The sequence below is a fragment of the Bradyrhizobium sp. LA6.8 genome, assembly GCF_040547935.1.
In the GTDB taxonomy this organism is placed as follows: Bacteria; Pseudomonadota; Alphaproteobacteria; order Rhizobiales; family Xanthobacteraceae; genus Bradyrhizobium; species Bradyrhizobium barranii.
Map to the genome: position 1 here is coordinate 1 of NZ_JBEPQQ010000012.1, position 18,316 is coordinate 18,316.

The following is an 18,316-nucleotide window of genomic DNA, read 5'->3' on the forward strand; positions in this document are numbered from 1 at the left end:
AGCTCCGACGACCCGAGCGCTACCAGCAGAGCACGCCGATCAAAGGGGTCCCTTTTGGATGCCGCTAGGGGGTCCCAGTCGAACGCCGATTGACAGCCTTGTTATCGTTCGCGACCCAGGTCGAGGTTCGCCGCCGGGTCAATATCCAAGCGTCGACATCGGTGGCAGCATACTTGATGGCGCGGCCGATTTTGAAGAAGGCCGGCCCTGTGCCGGCCATGCGCTTCTTGGCGAGTGTCGACGGCGACAGGCCGGTAGCGGCTGTCACGTCATCAATGGAGAGGAAGTTCACAAGGGCCTCCAAGGGGGAGGTGGAGACAGCGCCCCGGCTAAAGCCAGTCAGCGCATATGGATCTAGTATGCTTGCTGCCGCAAAATACTAAATCGGTCCTGTCGATTTCAGCGAGGGCCGCTGAATTCCAATAGGTGCAACAAGCTAGGACGCTTCGCTCGAATCCGTAAGGGCAGGCCAAAAAATATTTCGGCCGGAGAAGTTTCAAACCGGTGGCTACCCGGTGGCGATTCAAGTCGATTTCAGATTTCCGACTTCCGGTTAAGTCTTTGATTTTACTGGTCGGGGCAGCTGGATTCGAACCAACGACCTGCAGTACCCAAAACTGCCGCGCTACCAGGCTGCGCTATACCCCGAATGTCCAGCGAGCCCCGTCGATACACGCTTCCCAAAGCGCCATCAAGCTTTCAAGCCGCCAGCAAGGCGGCAATAAGCCCGCCGGGTCGCCCTACTTGGTGCCGAACAGCGGGTGGCCGACGCGGTCGCCGGGACGGATGCCGTATTTCTGCGCCGTTCCCGCCACCACCTCCAGCACGGCCCGCGCGGGCCCCTGGGACGAGATGATCTTGGTCGACAGCGGCTCGGTGTTTTCGGCGATGCGCAGGATGCGACCGTCGGCGCGGATGAAGATCATGTCGAGCGAGACGTAGGTGTTCTTCATCCACATCGACACTTCCTGCTCGGGTTTGAAGTCGAACAGCATGCCTTTGCCGTCGGCCAGTTCCTTGCGGTACATCAGCCCGGTCTGCTTCTCTTCCTCGGTCGTCGCCATTTCCACCGAGAACACCTGCACGCCGTTCCTGGTGACGATCTCGAGCGGCTGGAAGCTGGCGGCGCGCACCGGCGCGCTCCCGACGGCACAGCCGACGACGAGGATGGCGGCCAGCCAGCCCCTTGCAATGGACCAGACGGCCTTTCGGTCAAAATTCATGGGACGGTACTCGAGGGGGCGTGGGACTGGACCAGTCCTTACGCGGCGATCGTGACAAAAGCCAGAGGCGCGCCGGACGGCCCGCGCGCCTCTTGTCACGATTGCGGGAGTTGGCGATCGCCGCTAGTGCGACTGCAATCCCGGCGATCCCGTCTCGGGATGGATCTCGGCCGCCATCATGCCCTTGGAGCCGGGCCCGAAGCGGACCAGGACATATTGGCCGGGCCTGAGCTCGGTCATGCCGAAGCGGCGCAGCGTCTCCATGTGCACGAAGATGTCGGGCGTGCCCTCGCCGCAGGTCAGGAAGCCGAAACCGCGCAGGCGGTTGAACCACTTGACCTGGGCTCGCTCCAGTCCGCTGGTCGCGGTGACCGTGACATGGGTGCGCGGCGGCAGCATCTGCGCCGGATGGATCGCGGTCGACTCGTCCATCGAGACCACGCGGAAGGCCTGGTAGCCCTTGGCGCGCTGGATGCACTCGACGACGATGCGGGCGCCCTCATAAGCGGTCTGGAAGCCGTCGCGCCTGAGCACGGTGACGTGCAGCAGCACGTCCGGCCAGCCATTGTCGGGAACGATGAAGCCGTAGCCCTTTGAAGCGTCGAACCATTTGATGACGCCGTGAACCTCGACGAGGTTGGCACTGCCTTCACCAAGTCCGCTGAACGGGCTTAGCGCGTTATCGCGACCGCCGCCGTGCTCGCCCACAGCGGGAACTCCGATCTTCTTGGACTCAAATCCGTCCGACGACCCCATAACCCCGGACCCCACACTGCCCATTGCAACCCGCCTCAGCGGCGGCGTCGAATCACGCGTCTTAAGAGAATGTTCTCAATTCGACGCGATGCGAATCTTTCGACTCAAAAGATAACACTCCCGGTTGCGGCGCATAGATAAAAAAATGATTCGCCGGAACCTATGAACAGCTTGCGCAGCCGCGAATCAAATTGATGCCTCAATTTCCGACAAAGGGCCCGAGAGTCTCGCCGATGTCGTGGCGGATAACGAGGTCAGCGATGTCGTCCTGATCGGTCGGCTCGCGATTGATGATCGCCAGACGTGCACCGGCGTTCTTCGCCATCATCGGAAAACCCGCCGCCGGCCACACCACGAGCGAGGAGCCGATCGCGATGAAGAGATCGCAGGCTTGCGACAGCGCGGTCGCCCGCTGCATTTCGTCGTCGGGCATCATCTGGCCGAACGAGATCGTCGCGGTCTTCACCGGCTCGTCGCACGCGGTGCAGTTGGGTGCGCCGCCATCTTCGTCGAAGCGGCGCTTCACCCAGTCGAGCTGATAGGCCTGCCCGCATCCGATGCAGCGCGCATAAGTGGTATTGCCGTGAAGCTCGATGACGTGCTCGGCGGCAAAGCCCGAAGCCTGGTGCAGGTTGTCGATGTTCTGGGTGATGACGGCGGGAACCTTGCCGGCGCGGTAGAGCGAGGCGAGCGCGCGATGGCCGCGGCCGGGCCTGGCCGCGGCAAAGACCGCTTCCATCGCAAAGCGGCGGCGCCAGGATTCGTCGCGAGCTTCCTGGCTGGCGACGAATTCGTCGAACGGGATCGGACGGTTGCGCGTCCAAATTCCCCCCGGTGAGCGGAAGTCCGGGATGCCGCATTCGGTGGAGATGCCGGCGCCCGTGAACGGCACGATGGTCCTCGACTCGGCGATCATGTCGCCGAGTCGTTCGACGCCGCTGCGAAGATCCGATGCAATCACTCGCGGCCTCCCGTGTTGGCCTTGCGCTGGCCGCACCATGCGCAAGCGACAAGATCGTTGACGCTGTTATCCACTGCCGCGTGAGAATCGCGCAAGCGCGGTCGGCAATTTTTTCCGACCTTCGCTTATCACAATCCTGCAATGCCTCCTCCCCATTGACGCCCCAATCAGAAGCGCCAATGCATGTGTTAACGCGACTCAACGTGATTGCGGCGGCAGTGCGTGAGTTCGGCCGTGCACACATATTGGAGTGCACAGATACTGACGTGTAGAGGGGATTTGACATGACCGAAGACGAACAACGCAAAATCCGCGAACGCGAAGAGATCGCCGCCCGTGTCGCCGCCTTCCGTGCCACCCAGGAAAGATTCCAGCGCGAGCGCGAAGAGTATTTCGTGTCGACGCTCGACAATGCGCGCAAGGTGGAGCGGCCCTCGCTCTGGCCATAAAGGCACCTCCGATCGCCACGCATGAAAAAAGCCCGGAGCATCGCTCCGGGCTTTTCACTTGGTCAGCCGTTACCAGCCGCGGTAGTAGTGGCGCCGAGGGTAGTACGGCCCATCGCCGTAATAGGCATACGGGCCGGGGCTGTAATAGGCGGGCCCGCCATAATAGCCGTAGCCCGGACCATAGCCGTACGGATGGGACGCAGCGATCGCGCCTGCTGTGATCGCGCCGGCGGCGAGGCCGAATGCGAGGCCCGGGCCAATGCCGCGACCGCGCGCCTCTGCAGGCACAGGCGCCGCGACCGCGGTCACGCCGACGGCCGCAACGGTGGCCAGAACTGCCAATGTCTTCTTCATGACTCTCCTCCTTCGCGTCTCGCGGGGACAACGTCGCCGGCCCGCGATGGTTGCGCGCGAGGGGTGGAACCCGGGCGGCAGAAAAATATCGACACGAGCGGAACGAAAGCCGGTTCGGGCGAATTGCATCTGCGAGTGCGGAAGCCTCCGCTATCCGGTTGAGGCGACAGCACGATGCCCCGTCAGCATCTCCGCGATGCTGGCGGGGTTTTTGGTTTCACGGACAGAAAAGGGCAGCAGACATCAATGGCTGCCAATGGGACGGATGCCGAGGAGGACACATTGCCGCTATCCGCTTTGCTGGGGCGCATCCGCAGGCTCGTTCCCAAATCCCGCGACCAGCATTACGACGAGATCGTCCGCAACTTCGGTGTCGGCGCGCTGCGCCCGCCGCCGACGCCGATGAGCGACGGCGAGCTGGCGCGGGCCATCGCCGAGTTCCTCAAGGAGCAGCCGTCGAGCGCGTCCGTTGCGACCCTCGGCCGGCGGCTGGACCCCTCCTCTCCGCTGTAAGCGGGTTTGTTTCCGGCGAGCACGGAACAAATGTTTCCCGCGCACGTTGAGTCCCCTTCACGCAAGAAGGGACCCGACATGCCCGCGTGGCTTGAAGTTCTGCTCAACCTGTCCGGCTTTGCCGGCTTCGTCGCGCTTGCGCGACGCGGCACCGCGTGCCCGGGCCATTCCGCCGACGACCGCACCTATGGTGACGAGCGCTAGTTGGTGTGGGGCGCCTGGCCTGCCGTGCGCACCAGCCGGTCGGCCTTGACCGCGACGCGCGTGTCCTCGAGCTGCGGTCGCAGCGAGAAGCTGATCACCACGAAGGCGAGGCAGAACAGCGAGCCGACGACGGCGACGCGCCGGTAGGTGTGCCGGTCGCCCTGAAAGAAGGATGGTTCTGAAAAAGGTGTCATGCAAACTTGCTTCTGGGCAAAGTCGTTTCTTGTCCTTGCCTGACACCTATCCCAAACAGCGGCAAGCGCAACGCGATTGGGGTTTTAACCTAACCGAATAGGGTTATCGGCTTTCCCGCAAATTTTCGTTAGGAGTTTGCGCAAGCCTCGAGATCCCGGCGCGCCGCTTCAGACAACGTCCGCACCAAAACTCCTGAACCGGTACGGCTTTGTTCCAGCTTCGCCTGCGTTTCGTTCTCGAAGAACGAATCGGAATCGAAAAAATCGGCGCGGGGCAACTCTTAACAAGTGGTGCGGATCGTCGCGAAATCAAACGTGCGATCGCAAGGAAAGCCCGATCACTCCGTATCGTCGGGCTTCAGTGGCGGCGGCACCTGCGGCACCGAGGGCCTGCCTTGGCGCAATCGCGGGTGCCTGTCGGACCAGAACACTTTGACGATCTCGGCGAGAAACCAGCACGCATCCATGTCGCTCTCCCTCGCTCCATTCCGTAGCGAGGACACGAGGGCGGGACCGTGCGAAGCATCACGCTCACGCGCGGCGACAAGGACTGTCCCGCATCGACACAGAAGGCACGCCTTGTTCTGCATCCGACTCCATTTCGTTCGCAAAGAACGAATCGGAGTCGAGCAAATCAGCGCGGCGCGACTCCTAACGATCGATGAAGGCGCGCGCCGTCACGTCTTCATCGGCAAGATTTTCAACGGCAGACGAGATCGCGCTGACTGGGTCGCCGTCGTGGCCCGCCGGCGCGCCGGCGCGCCTCACGCCGCGCGCTTGGCGTTGGCCTTCTCGGAAAAACATTCGAGGATCTGGATGCGAAGCTCTTCCGCGGCCGGCCCTTCGACCTTCCTCAGCTGATTCCAGAGCCTGATCACTTCGCGCTGTTTCTCGACGGTCATGAGTCACCTCCAACGTGATGATCAACTAGAACAAAATGAGAACAAAAAGTCCAGCCCCTCGCGCGCGATTTCCCACGCACATCGCCTCAAGCCTTGCTCGCGCTGCGCGGCCCCCTGAAAGCTGGGGATTTCCGCGCCCGGCCACTGGCAGCGCCGCCTGACGAACATGCTCCGTCGCCACGGCGGGTTGCTTTTTGGATTTTCAACCTTAAGTTCGAGGCGCTGGCGGCCAGGCGCTGAAATCCCAACGCCGCCGGCCAAGAGAGCCCCGTGCGCAAGCGCGGGGTTTTTCTTTTGGGAACGCGCCGTCGCCCTCCCCGTTAGCCATTCCGGAGCGAGGGACCGTGACCAGGAAATTTTACGCTGTCGAAGTGGTTCGTCAGATCGAGGAGACCGTGGAGATCATGGTCGAGGCCCCCGACGAGACCACGGCGCACGATGCGGCGCTTGCGCACCTCAAGGCGCGCGGCTCCGAATATCAGTGGCTCAATCCCAAATGCGAATTCATCGTCTGGCGCGAGCGCCAGATCGATCCGCCGGCGATCATCGATGTGTCGGTGCCGACGGAGTAGCGGCCGGAACGAATGTCCCCGCCCCGCGTTATCAGGTCGAATTCAGTGGTGCTGGCAGCTGTGCGACGCGGCCGTCCAGCTTTGAGAAGCCCCGGTCCCCAACGCCGGGGTTTTTCTTTGCCGCGCGCTCTTACAACAAGGCAGCAAACAACAAAGCAGCCACACGGGCGTTACACCGGGTGGCTGCTTTGACGACTGTCAGCTTCGCGCAAGATTCCGTCGCCGTCATCTCAACGGCCGGACGCCGGACAACGTTCCGGCGCTCGGCAAATTTCCGTGCGGCCTTTGTTGACCGTCAGACCGGCAGATTGTCGTTCAGCCCCGGCGGGACTTCGCCTTGCGCGGCTCGCTCGGCGAGGAGCATCTTTTCGGCCTCATACCAGAAAGTGTCCATCCTCCCCGCGGGCTCGCCGGCTTGCCGCCAGAGATGATAGGCGCGGTCCCGGATCTGTTCCTCGCTCAGACTGGCCATGTGACGTCTCCCTTTGGGAAGCAAAGCGTGACGATGCCCGAGAGTTCCTTATCCGTGTCTGACACACCAGCCGGCGGTCGTTGCGGCGCTCCGAAAGAGGGAGCCGCCGCGACGACGTCGCGGGCTGCTTAGACGGAGTCCTTGGCCACCTTCAGCGGCGAGGCCTTCACCGACTTGCTCGCCGGCTTCGCCGCGAACTGCATCGGCTCCTTGGTGAAGGGATTGACGCCCATGCGGGCTTCGGTCGCCGGCTTGTTCACGACCGACATCTTGACGAAGCCGGGAATGACGAACTCGCCGGACTCGTTGAGCTCCTTGTAGCCGACCGTCGCCATGTACTCGATGACCGACTTCACATCGTTCTTCGACAGCTGCGTGCCCTCGGCAATTGCATCAATCAATTGAGTTTTCGTCATCTTCGCCATGTCTGAATTCCTTTTGTGCGGGTGAGCAAATCCTGCTCAGGACGCGGCTGAACCACGCAAGTGTGATGCCGATTCACGCCGGAGGTCATGAAGTCACGGGGCTTAGAACCCATTGAGGCCCAAAACACAAGCATGGCTTCGGCTGGGGTTCCAGCCCGTCCCGCGAAAGTGTCGCAGCATGCGCCGCGTTGGCTTTGAACCATTCTGCCGCTGGCGCGTCTAACTAATTGAAGTCCCCAAGCTTCACCCCCATCAGAGAGCCCCGCTTCCCCCAGGCGGGGCTTTCGCTTTTGGAGGCCTGGTGGAGCGCGCCGGCTGCTATATGGTCGGATGTTTCTCGTGAGGGGCTGATGAAGATTGCCATTGTTATCGCCGGCCTGATCGTCGTTGCGGTCGCCGCCCTGGTCGCCATCCAGCCGGAGTTCTTGAAGCCTGCGTCTCTGGCACAGGTCAAGAAATCCGACATCTTCGGCTTTTCGCCCGGGATGACATTCGAGGAGACCAACAAGCTCGTCACGCAACGTCACTACCGCTGCCGACAGGGTCGCGGTTCGTACATCCTCGAATGCGAAATCAACGGCGCCAAAGTCACGGTCTATAATGACGACGTCGACGCCAGCCATCCCATCCGGCGCGTCAATGCCGCGTTGAACAATCCGGGGCCGCAGGACGCGGCCGTCAAGTCGATCTCCGACCAGTTCAACGCCCAGCCGACCAGGGACGCTCGCGAGGGATGGACGTGGATCGTCGGCCGTGGGCTCAAGCTGAGCTACGACGGCAGCGCCTTGAAGCTCGTGGACGAGGCCGAGGATAACAGGCCTCGCAACGACGAAGCCAAGCGCTAGGCGCGCTGCGCTGAAATGAGCGGACCGTCACCGCAATCCGGTTATCCCCAGCCAACGCGTCACCTCGTCGTGAAACCTGCGGTCCGGCACGCCTTGTTGAGACTTCGGTAACCTAACCCATCCACTCTCCCCGCCAGTATCGTTGCGTTGGAGTAAACCCACAGTGCTGAATTTTGACGAGCTGCGTGAACTCGCGGCTGATGTTCGCGTGTTTGTTGACATCGCCGAGGACAAGGCCGAAGCGCTCAAGGCCGTCATCGCGGCCTACGACGTGGTGCTGGCGATCTTCCCCTCGCAGGAAGGCATGGGCCTCCACGTCATCAAGGGTAAAGAGATCCTGGACAGGATCGCAAACTCACGGACCCATGCGGCCTACAGCCACACGGCGATCGCGGTTCCCGACCTCGAGCACGCGCAGATGCTCAAATATCTGACGGCGCCTGTCGAACGACGGATCGCTGCGTAGTTGCCAACGGCAAGCCCATTCTCACAATGACCGGCGGATAGGAACGGTTGGCTCTCCCGCACATTGACCCATCTCCAGATGAGGAGATTGCAATGAGCGTTGAAGGTAAAGCCAAGGAAGCCGCCGGCTACGTCAAGGAAGAGCTGTACGAGCACGGCAAGTCGCCCGAGAGCCAGAAGAAGGCTCAGGAGGGTCGCGACCTCAGGAACGAAGGCCGCGTCGAAGACGGCAAGCCGCCGAAGACGACGAAGCCCGGCGCCGGTCACTAAGACCGACTTTCAGAAAGCCGCCCCTGGCCATGTCAGGGGCGGCTTTTCATGTGCGCTCCTGCCCCGGACGCAGCGCTCCTGGCGATGCGAAGCATGGTCCAACAGCGACGAACACGCTGCGGCTACGTCCCATCTCGCATGTCCCTGGTCGCGAAGTGACATCCAAACGCCACCAGGACCAGAGCAAATGTCGAGCCGAGCAGAATTCGCAGGGTCGATCCCATCTCCGGGCTCACATACCGGACATCGTGCCGGTGGCTGTAACGCTCAGGATGTGCGGCATCAGGCGCCTGGGTTGAGACAGTCAAAAGCACCAGCCACGCGACGGTCCCGCAAAGCGCAGCAATCCTCGCAATCTTTCCGAGCCTTTGAAGCCAGCGCTTCATGCCGCCCTCATCATGGCGTGGATCTCCGCTGCGCCTTTGTCCGGACCAGCCTTCATAAGCTCCAGGAGGTCGCCGCGCGCCTCAACTCTTCGGCCTGGCCAGCAGCCTGAGAGCGCTGAGAACACTGAGAATGGCGAAAGCACCGAGAGCGTAGGTGAGTGCATTCACGAGCCAGGAAATGGCAATCCCTGCGAAGCTGGATCCTCCGACCGCTCCCCAGAACAAATACGCTGCGGTGATGCCAGGCCACTCCAGCGAAAGAAAAGCGAAGTCGGTCAGCGGCTCGATGGCGAGGAGCACCGACGAGATGAGCGCCCCGATGGCCAATGCGATGATGAGGTTTGCCTTCACGGAGAGCATCAAAACCCCAGCAGCCCGGCGATGACCGGAATCAGGAAATAGGCGGCAAGCCCGAGAAGGCCGCCCACGACAAGGCGTGCAGCGCGGCCGTGAATCTTCGTATCGAGCCACGCACAAACGGTCACCGCAGCCCGTCTCAGCCAGTCACCGACGAGGATTCTGACGAGATCAAACAGGAGTTCTGCAAAGAAAGCGGCCATGGCGTTTAGTCGCCCTACCTCTGGCGGGGTTCAACTGCCGAGGGTTTGACCCATTGAGGGCGCCGGTTCGATAGGTTGCTGGCGAGGTCACTGCTCGACACTCATAAACAGCCATCGTCGCCTGGGAACGGGCCGATCGGGGCCGGATTGATTTCCCGTCACCGTGAGTGATGCCGATGCGGATTGACGAAAAGCCGGCCACAAGGCGGGTTCTCATTTAAGAGAATTCCCTGCATAGTGCGGCATGGCCAAAGCAAAAGTGACCTTCAAAACCGTCCGCCTCTCAGACAGCGACTGGAAGATACTGGCGGACTACCCCGACCACGAACAGCGCGAAATCACCGGATTCGCCAGCAAGGCAGATGCCGACGACTGGATCAACGGCGATCGCAAGATCGCATGGCTCCGTTCCCAGGGTTACGCCAAGTGAACTAGCCAAGTGAGCTAGCCAAGTGAAGTAGCTGTCGCGCGCACATCGCGGCCCCCCTTTTTGATGTTGCGGCCGCGTCGTGTCATGTCCTCGCGCGGACAGAAGGTCACGCATGCGCAATTACGGTGACAGTGCACTTAATTAGCTGACCTCATTCATTATCCGCGTAGATGGCTTCGGCCCGCGCTTCGCCGGCTTGAGAACGCGTCCGGTCTGGCGCTCGATGCGAGCCAGAAAGCGGTCGTCGCCAAAGCGGGCGGCCGATGCCTTCCGCGGAACGCAGCGCGCCGAATAGATTCAGCTCCAGCTCAGCAGTCGGGCACAGGATTTGATTGGACGCTGTAGGTAGCAAGCGCGTATGATACTACCACAGATGTCGCTTCTAAAAGTGAGGGCTCTGATGGACGTCCTAGCAAGCGTACAAAAGCATGTGCATGTGTTCAGCGGCGGACTCTTTGCGAACTGGATGCCGGCCGACAAAGTTGATGTTGGGGACTATGGAATAGTCTCTGGTGAGCGCTTCGTGCGTGACGGCAATCTGAGCGAGCTTGACATCCCAGTCGAGATCGACGTTCCTTCAAAGTCAAAGGGCAAACTCGAGTATACGGATCGAGCTGAGGTCTCCACCTCGATCGGACTCAAGGTCGCGGCTGCCATCCCCGGACTGCCACCTCCAAAGACATCGGCGCGCATCAAATTCTCGGGCAAGGGCGCATTCATTTATCATCTTTCGGGAATTACAACACGCAGATTCAAAGATACCCGCAAGCTGTATGAGGAAATCGCCCGACGATGGCTCGCAGGGGACCTACACTTTGAGGAGCGTTCTGTCATCGTCTCCGAAACACGCGCCGCGGACAAAGCTACGATTGTCGTCTCGCAAGGGCATTCTGCACTGCTTGAGCTAAGCGGAGATTTCGAACTCGCAGGCGAGGCTGTACTCGCGGAAGCCAAGGGGCAGCTCAGCGTCGCGACCAAGACAGGGAGCATGTTCCGTTGGTTGGCTTCCGACGCAACCACCCCCCTCATTGGCCTGATCCGGCCGGAAATGGGTCCGCCTGATGGGGGCGATCAGAACAGAGCCGCAGGTGTCGTTGCCTCATTCGTTCAGAAGATACAGGACCTATTTTCCCAGCATAAGTGGGATGTTCGCACAATCCAAATGCGCGATTATGTTCAAGCGCAAGAGCACGCAAGCTTTTCGGCGATCCTGCCTGACGGTCAAATCGTCTTGTTTCAATTTAGGAAGGTCAAAGAGGTGGAGTTCTTTGCCCTGAACGACCCCTCGGGAGGGCAAGCAATCGTCAAAGAAAGGGTGCAAACAGTAGCAATAGGTCGAAACGCCCCAGGCAAAGCGGCCTAGCCACCACCACTCCGCCAGCCCTTCAGTCTACCGTTTAGACGGTGGCGTCAATTGAGTACGCCGTCACCGCAACTCTGCCAGAAATGACCTGTGCTCGTGCGACGCGCTTGAACGGTTTCCGGCATAGCTTCGATGCACACGGGCAAGCGCGCTGCCAGACCATCGGGATCGGACGGCACTAGGATGAGATGCACGTGGTTCGGCCGGCCCAAACCTCAACTCCGGCGTCGCCGCAATTTGCGGCGAGCAGGTCACGATAGAGCGCGTAATCGCCATCGTCGAAGAACGTGCGCGACCGGCCATTGCCGCGTTGGGTGACATGGTGCGGATGACCTAGAATGACGACACGGGCAAGACGGGCCATGCCGCATCTTGATCGCTAAATCGGGTGGCGTCAATTTGGTGCACTGTCACCGGAATTCCGGCTCGTCAACGCATGGCGAACATTGTGTGCACTGTCATCGCAATTGCGTGCATGATGTCCCGCCAATCCGGGTGAAGGTCTTCGAGCTTTGTTCGAGGCCGCCCTACTGCGTTCGGCTCTTCCTTATCCCCACCCCGTCGAGATGTTTTCTTGGTCACGCCCTACTACGCGCACAGCTGTTGGTAAGTTGACAACCTCCATTGCAATCTGGCGTACCAGCTCTGATCATCGCGATTGATTCGATCATCCCAGGAGCATCCCAATGGCGATTCTGCCGTACGTCACGGCGACGGGTAATGTTGAGAAGGCATTGGTGGGCATTAAAACTGCCGCGACCCCCTCGAAGGTCACTCAAGATTTTGTCAAAACGATTTTGAAAGTGCCTGGCGGATCGGGCGACCAGATGACGTCCTACCTGAAGAAGATCGGCTTCGTGAACGCCGACTCCACACCGTCAGACATCTACACGCGCTTCCGTAATTCGAGCACAGCAGGCGCTGCCGCTGCGGCGGCGTTGCGACATGGTTATGCCCCGCTCTTCAAGCGGAATGAGTTCTGGCACGCACTCGGTGATAACGAAGTTCGAGGTCTCGTTCTTGAAGAGACCGGCCTAGCCAATGATTCACCGACTGTCACTATGATCATCAATTCGATGAAGGGCGTGAAGAAGTTCGCGACTTTTGAGCCTGAAGGCGCTTCGCCTGAGAAACCCGAGCAGCCAGAGCAGCCGCACATTCAACTTCCATCGCCACTGATGCCGCCGCAAATACCCGGCCAATCGTTGGGATTGAATATCGGCTACACCATCAATCTGAATCTGCCAGCGACGTCCGACATCGCCGTGTTCAATGCGATCTTCAAAAGCCTCAAGGACAACCTTCTGAAGGCCTCCGATGGATAGCAGCCACCACCTTCGCTCGTTCGGCATGTCCGGGATGATGATCACCGATGAGCTACGAAGTATTGAGCAGCAGTACAATATCGAGCTGGGCCACGTAGCCCCGTCCATCAAGCAGAGCGCACTTGAATACTATCCGCAGTTCGAAAAGGAGGTTCGGCAGCAAGCAGCAGCTATGGCTCAATATTACGAGCTGTTTTACTGCCTAGAGCAATCAGCCCGGAAACTCATTACCGAGACGATGGAGGAAGCTGAAGGCGCGGATTGGTGGGAAAAGAAGGTGCCCCAAGCAATTCGTGAGTATGTGAATAGGCTCATCCAAGACGAACTCGATATGGGCATGACCCAGCGCTCGGAACGGGCGATCGATTACACGACGTTTGGCCAGTTGTTCGACATTATCGGGGCGAATTGGGCGCACTTTGACCCGATCTTTACCAGCCGGCCAGCCGTTCAGCGCATTGTGAAGAACTTGAACATGCTGCGCGGCCCCATCGCCCACTGCTGCCCAATGTCCGAGGACGAAATCGACAGGCTAGTACTGACAGTGAAGGACTGGTTCAGACTAATCGGCTAATTGAGGTAGCCGTGCCAATACCCGACTGTGTGTTACGGTGACAGTGCACTAAAAGCACCCGCCATCACCATCGCATGGCGGACACCGTCGATTGAGTGCACTGTCACCGTAACACCCGGCTTGAGAACGCGTCCGGTCAGGCGCTCGATGCGAGCCAGAAAGCGGTCGTCGCCAAGCGGGCGGCCGATGCTTTCCGCGGAACGCAGCGCGCCGAATAGATTCAGCTCCGGCTCAGTTGCCAGCAAATCGGCAAAATCCGGGAAGCGATGGCGGATCGGCGCCAGCGCGGTCAGGCCGTCATCCCGCCAGCGCAGATGGGCACGCGTGCTCGCCCACCGCCAATCCTGCGCACGCTGCACCAACCGCGCCGCACGGGGTTGAGCGACACGTAACGCAGCGCCGCCGCAAGATGGCGCTCGTCCATGGCGACAGCGCCGAACCTACCTTGCCAGAAATGCCCCGTGCGCTTGCGTCGCGCCTGGATGGTGCCGGCATAGCTTCGATGCACACGGGCCAGTGCGCGGCGCAGCCCGTCGGGATCGGACGGCACCAGGATGAGATGCACGTGGTTTGGTATCAGGCACCAGGCCCACACCTCAACTCCGGCGTCGCCGCAATTTGCGGCGAGTAGGTCACGATAGAGCGCGTAATCGTCATCGTCGAAGAACGTGCGCGACCGGCCATCGCCGCGCTGGGTGGCGTGGTCCGGATGACCGGGAATGACGACACGGGCAAGACGGGCCATGCCGCATCTTGATCGCGAAATCGGGTGGCGTCGATTTAGTGCACTGTCACCGTAATTCCAACCTCCTCCGCCCCAGCCTTCAACCTTCTGCGTGCCCTTCGCGTTCTCGCGGATGAAGTGCTTGCTGCCGTTCGAAATCGACTGGACAAGCTGGTACCAGACCGTCCTGCCATCGATCCAAGCCATGAATTCGGCATTGTCCTTGATGCCGAGCGTAGCTTTGAGCGAGGCATCGCCCGAGTAAAAGATTTGGCGGCCAACTTTTCTTTTACTCAAAACCTCAAAATGACTATCATCCCAGAAGAGAGGCCTTCGGCCAAAATGGAGGTGTTCAGCAGTACGCCGGTGCTCCCTCGCGAACGCTACCTGCGAGCCTGCCAAGTCTTTTCGCTCATTTTCTCTATGAGCAAGGACGATGATTTTAAGCCGACGCAGCCCCTTTTCTGACAGAATGTCCGCAGTTTGCATGCGCAACTGCTCACGCGCTGTTGTCTCCATGATCATGCACACAGACCGAAGCAGGGGGGCAAGCCGTGCCATTGTTCAAGAAGTCAGACTGCCCGCCGGAGATGCCTGATGAAATCTTGTGGGCGGTGAATCAATGTATCGATGACCTGCAAGCAAAACTAGTCGACCAGGTGATTCTGGCGGAGCCGCCCCTAAGGCTGGGTGCGCCAAATCTCGCTCGTTGCTTCATGCAGGCTCATCTGCGGCGTATGCTGATGTTCGTCGAGGGTGGCTATGCTGAATTCCATGCTGGCCGCCCCCTCATGACCGAGATGGCTTCGAGAGCGCTATACGAAAACGTCGCCACGCTGTGCGACTATTCCACCAAACTGCAGGAGCTATGTGCAGCAAACAACTACGCTGGGGTCAATGAGCTGACCCAGAAGTACACCTTTTCCACCCGGTTGCCTCACTTCTTGGAAACGAACGGCCCGGCGTGGAAAGCTCCTCAGATTCTCAACCAGATCGATAAGATGAACAAGCGGAATGAGACCTACAGGAGCGCCTACGACCATCTGTGCGAGATTGTCCATCCCAACGGTCTAGGCGCCGTGGTCTACTTTGCCAGAAACGAAGACGGTTTAATGACCTTCCAACCGCGTGGCGCCGTTCCCGAGCGCGCCATGGAGTCTCTGGTTATGGCCGCCATCCTATTCCTGACCGTCTTTGTGGAATTGGATGAAATGGAAAAGAGCCTGGCCGCGCTTACCGCGGGTACTGAGGCGAAGTAAAAGCCCCCCGCGTTGCGGTGACAGTGCACTAAATTGATTCCCGATCGCCACCCCTACTGACTCTGGGGCTTCGGCCGACAGCTTGGTGCTAGCGCCAATTGAGTGCACTGTCACCGTAACTCCAGCCACTTCAATTCGTCGTGGTCTTGCCGCCGCGCATGGACACGAGCTTGTCCTCACCAAATCCGAGAATGAGCCAAGCGGTCTCATCGAAACCGTCTGCGAGCTTTCCCTCGTGAGAATACACGATCTGAGCCGCTTCCGACTTCGACGGCGGTCCCAACGCCGTGATGACCTCCTGACGCGACATACCTAAATGCAGCTTGCTGTCGAGGACGACGGGCGAGAACTTTTCCGGGATGATGGCGCAATCGGCCGAGGCCCCGGCGTCTTTCTCGGTGAGCTCTTCAACGATCTCCGTGACGAGATGGTCCGGGCCGCCCATCTCTCCGCTGGACACCACCCATAATCGATGCTGCGCGCGCCGATAACACAGCCAATAGATGCTATCTCCAGCGTCGCCTTGGTGTCGGATGGTCCCTTCGCCCACGGCTTCGCGAACCGCGCCGAGCCGCGTCTCTTCGAAGCGGCCGGCGAATGCGCCTAGCGAAAAGCGGGTCGCCAATCTCTTCACGACTGTCGGCGGCACGCGCTCGAACGCATGTTCGTCGACTGGGGGCGGCGGTGTCTGCGCGGAGCAGTCGTCCGCGGGGATCGCGAAAAGGAGAAGGAGCAAGAAGAGCGTCTTTCGACCATCAACTCCGAATTGCCTATATATTTCTCGCCTCAGCAGGTCGCGCCTAGGCGTCGAGAGTGCGGGCATCAGTTTCTGGGTGTCGGACACGTCAGTCACCCCAGCTTCCCTTCATTGATCTTGTGCGCAACCTCGCCAACAGAGCTGCCAACGATGACGGCGGTCACGATTGGCCAAAAACCCGCCACCATGACGATAGCGCCCCAACGCATGTCTTCGCCGGGCCGTCTGTAGCCATCGTTGATGCCGCCGAGGATCAACCAGATCAGACAGCCAATTGCATATCGCTTGAACCATTTCACGGCGAAATACCTTCCAGATATGGGCATTAGTGACCGTGACATTGAGGATGGTTCATCGGCAGGACCGGGCTTGCTCATTGACGAGAAGCGCTGAATTCCGGTGACAGTGCATTGAACTCATCCGCGAGTCCCGGCCGACGCTGCGGCTCGTCCGTCCACGCTTAGCTAGCTTGCCGCACCAACCGTCTCTCCCTCACGCACATTTGCCCCCGCCCCCTGCCCCTCCGCCCACTTTCCTGCTATCTCATCCCCCGCCGTCCCGGCCCAAAGCAAAACCCCATCCGTTCAAGGGAGCAACAACAATGCGTTATCTCCACACCATGCTGCGCGTGCGCAATCTCGATGTCGCGCTGAAGTTTTACCAGGATGCGCTGGGACTGAAGGAGGTGCGGCGGATCGAGAACGACAAGGGGCGCTTCACGCTCGTCTTCCTGTGCTCGGCGGACGATCTCGAGGCGCTGAAGAAGCAGCCGCAAACGCGCGGCGCGCCGCTGGTCGAGCTCACTTACAATTGGGACGAGGAGAAGTATGGCGAGGATCGCTTCTTCGGCCATCTCGCCTATGAGGTCGACGACATCTACGCAACCTGCGCGCAGCTGATGAAGGCCGGCGTGACCATCAACCGTCCGCCGCGCGACGGCAACATGGCCTTCGTCCGTTCGCCGGATCTGCACTCGATCGAGCTGCTGCAGAAGGGCGAGCCGAAGGCGCCGGCCGAGCCCTGGTCGTCGATGCCGAATACCGGCCACTGGTAGGGCCGCGCCGCAGGAACCAGCCCTCGCTACCCGTGTTGTCCCTCCGACATAACGATTGGAGGAGGACGCAATGGGACGAGGACTGTTGCTGTGGATGCTTGGCGTGCCGATCCCGGTGATCATTCTGTTGTGGCTGTTCTTCGGCCACTGATCATCGGGCTCGATCTGCCAGGTTCGATTCGCCAAGTTCGATTTGCCAAGCTCAACTTGCCGAGTCTAGCTTGCAATGAAAGCTCCGCCGACGGCGGAGCTTTTTGCATGAGGGGCGCGCCGCAATCGCCGTCGCTCCCGCCAGGGAATTCCGCTATCACGCGCGCCAAAGCGAAATGCGGGAGGACTTCATGCCGGACACCAAGCGGACGATCTGGGGCCGCGCCAACTCGGTCAACGTGCAGAAGGTGCTGTGGTGCCTCGCCGAGCTCGACCTGCCCTATGAGCGCATCGACGCCGGCATGAGCTTTGGCAAGACCCGCGAGCCCGACTATCTCGCGATGAACCCCAACGCGCGGATCCCGACGCTGGTCGAGGGCGACTTCGTGCTGTGGGAATCGAACTCCATCATGCGCTATCTCTGCCTCGCGCATGGCCGCGGCACGCCGCTCTATCCCGAAGCCGCGAAGCTGCGCACCAGCGTCGACCGCTGGCTCGACTGGACGCTGTCGATGGTCCAGCCGGTCGACCGCCCGGTGTTCTGGGGCATCGTGCGCACGGCCCCCGCCGAGCGCGACATGATCCAGGTGCAGCGGGATGCCGATGCCGCCGCCGAGGTCTGGGCCATCGCCGACCGCCTGCTCTCGTCGCGCCGCTTCATGGACGGCGACCAGTTCACGCTGGCCGACATCGCGATCGGCGCCTATGCGCGGCGCTGGCTCGGCGTCGAGGGCATCACCCGCCCGGCGCAACCGCATTTGACCCGCTGGCTCGCCGAGCTCGGCAAACGGGGCGGATTTGCACAGTTTGTCGCACCGCCGATGTCGTGAGCCGGTGGCGCGGCGTAAGCTGCGCTGAGCGCGCGATGAATCGTCGTCACGGCGCACGGATCAGGCGTCGCGCCGGGACTTGACGGCTACTGTGCATGGGGTTGTTTTCGCGTTTTTGTTCTGGGCGGTGCCTAGCGCCAGCCGCGCTCGACCAGCAGCACGCAGATGATCAGCACCAGCGTCACGGCGGCGGTGGCGAGCTTGGCCGTCCAGCTCAGGCCGCGGCCGACCCACAACAGCAGCGCGCAATACATCACGAAGGGGACGATGATGTCGGGCCGCATGAGATCCGGCGGCAT

Annotated in this window: 32 protein-coding genes and 1 tRNA gene; 14 read left to right on the plus strand and 19 right to left on the minus strand. The window is 60.7% G+C overall.

The genetic code is table 11. The features are described from left to right. Nucleotides 1-64: 64 nt before the first annotated feature. The 5 genes from ABIA90_RS39145 to ABIA90_RS39165 all read right to left on the minus strand — a co-directional run bounded on the left by ABIA90_RS39145 (nt 65) and on the right by ABIA90_RS39165 (nt 2,940). A complete protein-coding gene (locus tag ABIA90_RS39145) occupies nt 65-292 on the minus strand; it encodes a helix-turn-helix transcriptional regulator (RefSeq protein ID WP_354121687.1) in 228 nt (75 codons plus the stop codon). A gap of 279 nt (nt 293-571) precedes the next feature. Further along, nucleotides 572-648, minus strand: a tRNA-Pro gene (locus ABIA90_RS39150). A gap of 92 nt (nt 649-740) precedes the next feature. After that, the gene (locus tag ABIA90_RS39155; protein ID WP_038959501.1) at nt 741-1,223 is read right to left on the minus strand and encodes a DUF192 domain-containing protein; all 483 of its coding nucleotides are present in this window, start codon (nt 1,221-1,223) and stop codon (nt 741-743) included. Between the two features lie 123 nt (nt 1,224-1,346). After that, nucleotides 1,347-1,979, minus strand: a complete 633-nt coding sequence (locus ABIA90_RS39160; RefSeq protein ID WP_028150990.1) for a cold-shock protein — start codon at nt 1,977-1,979, stop codon at nt 1,347-1,349. A 199-nt stretch (nt 1,980-2,178) separates the two neighbouring features. Further along, nucleotides 2,179-2,940: an SIR2 family NAD-dependent protein deacylase gene (locus ABIA90_RS39165; protein WP_354121686.1), complete on the minus strand. Its 762-nt coding sequence runs from the start codon at nt 2,938-2,940 to the stop codon at nt 2,179-2,181. A gap of 284 nt (nt 2,941-3,224) precedes the next feature. On the opposite strand from ABIA90_RS39165, the gene ABIA90_RS39170 reads away from it, so the two are divergent. Continuing rightward, complete coding sequence (locus ABIA90_RS39170) at nt 3,225-3,389, plus strand: hypothetical protein (protein ID WP_166096472.1); 165 nt, start codon at nt 3,225-3,227, stop codon at nt 3,387-3,389. 69 nt (nt 3,390-3,458) lie between these two features. On the opposite strand, the gene ABIA90_RS39175 is transcribed toward ABIA90_RS39170, so the two are convergent. Next, complete coding sequence (locus ABIA90_RS39175; protein ID WP_259257649.1) at nt 3,459-3,743, minus strand: hypothetical protein; 285 nt, start codon at nt 3,741-3,743, stop codon at nt 3,459-3,461. Nucleotides 3,744-3,917: 174 nt separating this feature from the next. Between ABIA90_RS39175 and ABIA90_RS39180 the strand changes: the two genes are divergently transcribed. After that, the gene (locus ABIA90_RS39180; RefSeq protein ID WP_354122494.1) at nt 3,918-4,256 is read left to right on the plus strand and encodes a hypothetical protein; all 339 of its coding nucleotides are present in this window, start codon (nt 3,918-3,920) and stop codon (nt 4,254-4,256) included. A 78-nt stretch (nt 4,257-4,334) separates the two neighbouring features. Then, nucleotides 4,335-4,460: a hypothetical protein gene (locus ABIA90_RS39185; RefSeq protein WP_256461576.1), complete on the plus strand. Its 126-nt coding sequence runs from the start codon at nt 4,335-4,337 to the stop codon at nt 4,458-4,460. Here the strand turns inward: ABIA90_RS39185 and ABIA90_RS39190 are convergent. From ABIA90_RS39190 to ABIA90_RS39200, 3 genes are all read right to left on the minus strand, one after another. Continuing rightward, entirely contained in the window at nt 4,457-4,654 is a 198-nt protein-coding gene (locus ABIA90_RS39190) for a hypothetical protein (protein ID WP_039148983.1), read from the minus strand. The genes ABIA90_RS39185 and ABIA90_RS39190 overlap by 4 nt on opposite strands. Before the next feature lie 338 nt (nt 4,655-4,992). Beyond that, nucleotides 4,993-5,121, minus strand: coding sequence for a hypothetical protein (locus ABIA90_RS39195; RefSeq protein ID WP_354121685.1), 129 nt, complete (start codon nt 5,119-5,121; stop codon nt 4,993-4,995). 297 nt (nt 5,122-5,418) lie between these two features. Next, nucleotides 5,419-5,556, minus strand: coding sequence for a hypothetical protein (locus ABIA90_RS39200; protein WP_166096469.1), 138 nt, complete (start codon nt 5,554-5,556; stop codon nt 5,419-5,421). A gap of 344 nt (nt 5,557-5,900) precedes the next feature. Between ABIA90_RS39200 and ABIA90_RS39205 the strand changes: the two genes are divergently transcribed. Next, nucleotides 5,901-6,128 (plus strand): hypothetical protein, encoded by a 228-nt coding sequence (locus ABIA90_RS39205; RefSeq protein WP_354097796.1) that lies wholly within the window; start codon nt 5,901-5,903, stop codon nt 6,126-6,128. Nucleotides 6,129-6,423: 295 nt separating this feature from the next. Here ABIA90_RS39205 and ABIA90_RS39210 read toward each other — a convergent pair whose 3' ends face one another. Both ABIA90_RS39210 and ABIA90_RS39215 read right to left on the minus strand, forming a co-directional pair. After that, nucleotides 6,424-6,600, minus strand: a complete 177-nt coding sequence (locus ABIA90_RS39210; RefSeq protein WP_283016379.1) for a DUF2934 domain-containing protein — start codon at nt 6,598-6,600, stop codon at nt 6,424-6,426. A gap of 128 nt (nt 6,601-6,728) precedes the next feature. Further along, nucleotides 6,729-7,025: an HU family DNA-binding protein gene (locus ABIA90_RS39215; RefSeq protein ID WP_007591377.1), complete on the minus strand. Its 297-nt coding sequence runs from the start codon at nt 7,023-7,025 to the stop codon at nt 6,729-6,731. 350 nt (nt 7,026-7,375) lie between these two features. Here ABIA90_RS39215 and ABIA90_RS39220 point away from each other — a divergent pair, with 350 nt between their 5' ends. From ABIA90_RS39220 to ABIA90_RS39230, 3 genes are all read left to right on the plus strand, one after another. Continuing rightward, nucleotides 7,376-7,870, plus strand: coding sequence for a hypothetical protein (locus ABIA90_RS39220; protein ID WP_354121684.1), 495 nt, complete (start codon nt 7,376-7,378; stop codon nt 7,868-7,870). Between the two features lie 163 nt (nt 7,871-8,033). Further along, nucleotides 8,034-8,336: a hypothetical protein gene (locus tag ABIA90_RS39225; RefSeq protein ID WP_354121683.1), complete on the plus strand. Its 303-nt coding sequence runs from the start codon at nt 8,034-8,036 to the stop codon at nt 8,334-8,336. A 92-nt stretch (nt 8,337-8,428) separates the two neighbouring features. Then, nucleotides 8,429-8,605: a hypothetical protein gene (locus ABIA90_RS39230; RefSeq protein WP_354121682.1), complete on the plus strand. Its 177-nt coding sequence runs from the start codon at nt 8,429-8,431 to the stop codon at nt 8,603-8,605. A 467-nt stretch (nt 8,606-9,072) separates the two neighbouring features. Here the strand turns inward: ABIA90_RS39230 and ABIA90_RS39235 are convergent, their stop codons facing one another. Continuing rightward, on the minus strand, nt 9,073-9,351 hold the full coding sequence (locus ABIA90_RS39235; protein WP_354121681.1) for a hypothetical protein: 279 nt from the start codon (nt 9,349-9,351) through the stop codon (nt 9,073-9,075). Beyond that, nucleotides 9,351-9,551, minus strand: coding sequence for a hypothetical protein (locus ABIA90_RS39240; protein WP_135213551.1), 201 nt, complete (start codon nt 9,549-9,551; stop codon nt 9,351-9,353). Before ABIA90_RS39240 ends, ABIA90_RS39235 begins: the two co-directional genes overlap by 1 nt. A 244-nt stretch (nt 9,552-9,795) precedes the next feature. Between ABIA90_RS39240 and ABIA90_RS39245 the strand changes: the two genes are divergently transcribed. Both ABIA90_RS39245 and ABIA90_RS39250 read left to right on the plus strand, forming a co-directional pair. Beyond that, complete coding sequence (locus ABIA90_RS39245; RefSeq protein ID WP_028151001.1) at nt 9,796-9,981, plus strand: hypothetical protein; 186 nt, start codon at nt 9,796-9,798, stop codon at nt 9,979-9,981. 400 nt (nt 9,982-10,381) lie between these two features. Then, nucleotides 10,382-11,344, plus strand: a complete 963-nt coding sequence (locus ABIA90_RS39250; protein WP_354121680.1) for a hypothetical protein — start codon at nt 10,382-10,384, stop codon at nt 11,342-11,344. Nucleotides 11,345-11,522: 178 nt separating this feature from the next. Here the strand turns inward: ABIA90_RS39250 and ABIA90_RS39255 are convergent, their stop codons facing one another. Continuing rightward, nucleotides 11,523-11,708: a hypothetical protein gene (locus tag ABIA90_RS39255; RefSeq protein ID WP_354121679.1), complete on the minus strand. Its 186-nt coding sequence runs from the start codon at nt 11,706-11,708 to the stop codon at nt 11,523-11,525. A gap of 322 nt (nt 11,709-12,030) precedes the next feature. On the opposite strand from ABIA90_RS39255, the gene ABIA90_RS39260 reads away from it, so the two are divergent. After that, entirely contained in the window at nt 12,031-12,669 is a 639-nt protein-coding gene (locus ABIA90_RS39260) for a DUF5343 domain-containing protein (protein WP_354121678.1), read from the plus strand. Then, nucleotides 12,662-13,243, plus strand: a complete 582-nt coding sequence (locus tag ABIA90_RS39265) for a Swt1 family HEPN domain-containing protein (protein WP_354121677.1) — start codon at nt 12,662-12,664, stop codon at nt 13,241-13,243. Before ABIA90_RS39260 ends, ABIA90_RS39265 begins: the two co-directional genes overlap by 8 nt. Before the next feature lie 32 nt (nt 13,244-13,275). Here ABIA90_RS39265 and ABIA90_RS39270 read toward each other — a convergent pair whose 3' ends face one another. Together ABIA90_RS39270 and ABIA90_RS39275 are read right to left on the minus strand one after the other, a co-directional pair. Then, on the minus strand, nt 13,276-13,602 hold the full coding sequence (locus ABIA90_RS39270) for a hypothetical protein (RefSeq protein WP_354121676.1): 327 nt from the start codon (nt 13,600-13,602) through the stop codon (nt 13,276-13,278). Beyond that, nucleotides 13,533-14,492, minus strand: coding sequence for a transposase (locus tag ABIA90_RS39275; protein WP_354121675.1), 960 nt, complete (start codon nt 14,490-14,492; stop codon nt 13,533-13,535). Before ABIA90_RS39275 ends, ABIA90_RS39270 begins: the two co-directional genes overlap by 70 nt. A 29-nt stretch (nt 14,493-14,521) precedes the next feature. Here ABIA90_RS39275 and ABIA90_RS39280 point away from each other — a divergent pair, with 29 nt between their 5' ends. Then, entirely contained in the window at nt 14,522-15,226 is a 705-nt protein-coding gene (locus ABIA90_RS39280; protein WP_354121674.1) for a hypothetical protein, read from the plus strand. Between the two features lie 130 nt (nt 15,227-15,356). Here the strand turns inward: ABIA90_RS39280 and ABIA90_RS39285 are convergent, their stop codons facing one another. Continuing rightward, nucleotides 15,357-16,070, minus strand: a complete 714-nt coding sequence (locus tag ABIA90_RS39285; protein ID WP_187387713.1) for a hypothetical protein — start codon at nt 16,068-16,070, stop codon at nt 15,357-15,359. A gap of 5 nt (nt 16,071-16,075) precedes the next feature. After that, nucleotides 16,076-16,282, minus strand: a complete 207-nt coding sequence (locus ABIA90_RS39290) for a hypothetical protein (protein ID WP_028151003.1) — start codon at nt 16,280-16,282, stop codon at nt 16,076-16,078. A gap of 302 nt (nt 16,283-16,584) precedes the next feature. Here ABIA90_RS39290 and ABIA90_RS39295 point away from each other — a divergent pair, with 302 nt between their 5' ends. Beyond that, nucleotides 16,585-17,037, plus strand: a complete 453-nt coding sequence (locus ABIA90_RS39295; protein WP_014495478.1) for a VOC family protein — start codon at nt 16,585-16,587, stop codon at nt 17,035-17,037. Between the two features lie 341 nt (nt 17,038-17,378). Further along, nucleotides 17,379-18,017 (plus strand): glutathione S-transferase family protein, encoded by a 639-nt coding sequence (locus ABIA90_RS39300; protein ID WP_354121673.1) that lies wholly within the window; start codon nt 17,379-17,381, stop codon nt 18,015-18,017. Between the two features lie 131 nt (nt 18,018-18,148). Here ABIA90_RS39300 and ABIA90_RS39305 read toward each other — a convergent pair whose 3' ends face one another. Next, nucleotides 18,149-18,316, minus strand: a complete 168-nt coding sequence (locus tag ABIA90_RS39305) for a hypothetical protein (RefSeq protein ID WP_014495480.1) — start codon at nt 18,314-18,316, stop codon at nt 18,149-18,151.

Coding starts and splice junctions, on each gene's coding strand:
- ABIA90_RS39180 (WP_354122494.1), top strand. CDS start 3,918: ATGCCCCGTCAGCATCTCCGCGATGCTGGCGGGGTTTTTGGTTTCACG.
- ABIA90_RS39215 (WP_007591377.1), bottom strand. CDS start 7,025: ATGGCGAAGATGACGAAAACTCAATTGATTGATGCAATTGCCGAGGGC.
- ABIA90_RS39230 (WP_354121682.1), top strand. CDS start 8,429: ATGAGCGTTGAAGGTAAAGCCAAGGAAGCCGCCGGCTACGTCAAGGAA.
- ABIA90_RS39175 (WP_259257649.1), bottom strand. CDS start 3,743: ATGAAGAAGACATTGGCAGTTCTGGCCACCGTTGCGGCCGTCGGCGTG.
- ABIA90_RS39155 (WP_038959501.1), bottom strand. CDS start 1,223: ATGAATTTTGACCGAAAGGCCGTCTGGTCCATTGCAAGGGGCTGGCTG.
- ABIA90_RS39200 (WP_166096469.1), bottom strand. CDS start 5,556: ATGACCGTCGAGAAACAGCGCGAAGTGATCAGGCTCTGGAATCAGCTG.
- ABIA90_RS39265 (WP_354121677.1), top strand. CDS start 12,662: ATGGATAGCAGCCACCACCTTCGCTCGTTCGGCATGTCCGGGATGATG.
- ABIA90_RS39245 (WP_028151001.1), top strand. CDS start 9,796: ATGGCCAAAGCAAAAGTGACCTTCAAAACCGTCCGCCTCTCAGACAGC.
- ABIA90_RS39210 (WP_283016379.1), bottom strand. CDS start 6,600: ATGGCCAGTCTGAGCGAGGAACAGATCCGGGACCGCGCCTATCATCTC.
- ABIA90_RS39295 (WP_014495478.1), top strand. CDS start 16,585: ATGCGTTATCTCCACACCATGCTGCGCGTGCGCAATCTCGATGTCGCG.
- ABIA90_RS39170 (WP_166096472.1), top strand. CDS start 3,225: ATGACCGAAGACGAACAACGCAAAATCCGCGAACGCGAAGAGATCGCC.
- ABIA90_RS39275 (WP_354121675.1), bottom strand. CDS start 14,492: ATGATCATGGAGACAACAGCGCGTGAGCAGTTGCGCATGCAAACTGCG.
- ABIA90_RS39240 (WP_135213551.1), bottom strand. CDS start 9,551: ATGGCCGCTTTCTTTGCAGAACTCCTGTTTGATCTCGTCAGAATCCTC.
- ABIA90_RS39260 (WP_354121678.1), top strand. CDS start 12,031: ATGGCGATTCTGCCGTACGTCACGGCGACGGGTAATGTTGAGAAGGCA.
- ABIA90_RS39300 (WP_354121673.1), top strand. CDS start 17,379: ATGCCGGACACCAAGCGGACGATCTGGGGCCGCGCCAACTCGGTCAAC.
- ABIA90_RS39190 (WP_039148983.1), bottom strand. CDS start 4,654: ATGACACCTTTTTCAGAACCATCCTTCTTTCAGGGCGACCGGCACACC.
- ABIA90_RS39235 (WP_354121681.1), bottom strand. CDS start 9,351: ATGCTCTCCGTGAAGGCAAACCTCATCATCGCATTGGCCATCGGGGCG.
- ABIA90_RS39220 (WP_354121684.1), top strand. CDS start 7,376: ATGAAGATTGCCATTGTTATCGCCGGCCTGATCGTCGTTGCGGTCGCC.
- ABIA90_RS39255 (WP_354121679.1), bottom strand. CDS start 11,708: ATGGCCCGTCTTGCCCGTGTCGTCATTCTAGGTCATCCGCACCATGTC.
- ABIA90_RS39305 (WP_014495480.1), bottom strand. CDS start 18,316: ATGCCGCCGGATCTCATGCGGCCCGACATCATCGTCCCCTTCGTGATG.
- ABIA90_RS39250 (WP_354121680.1), top strand. CDS start 10,382: ATGGACGTCCTAGCAAGCGTACAAAAGCATGTGCATGTGTTCAGCGGC.
- ABIA90_RS39160 (WP_028150990.1), bottom strand. CDS start 1,979: ATGGGGTCGTCGGACGGATTTGAGTCCAAGAAGATCGGAGTTCCCGCT.
- ABIA90_RS39185 (WP_256461576.1), top strand. CDS start 4,335: ATGCCCGCGTGGCTTGAAGTTCTGCTCAACCTGTCCGGCTTTGCCGGC.
- ABIA90_RS39195 (WP_354121685.1), bottom strand. CDS start 5,121: ATGGATGCGTGCTGGTTTCTCGCCGAGATCGTCAAAGTGTTCTGGTCC.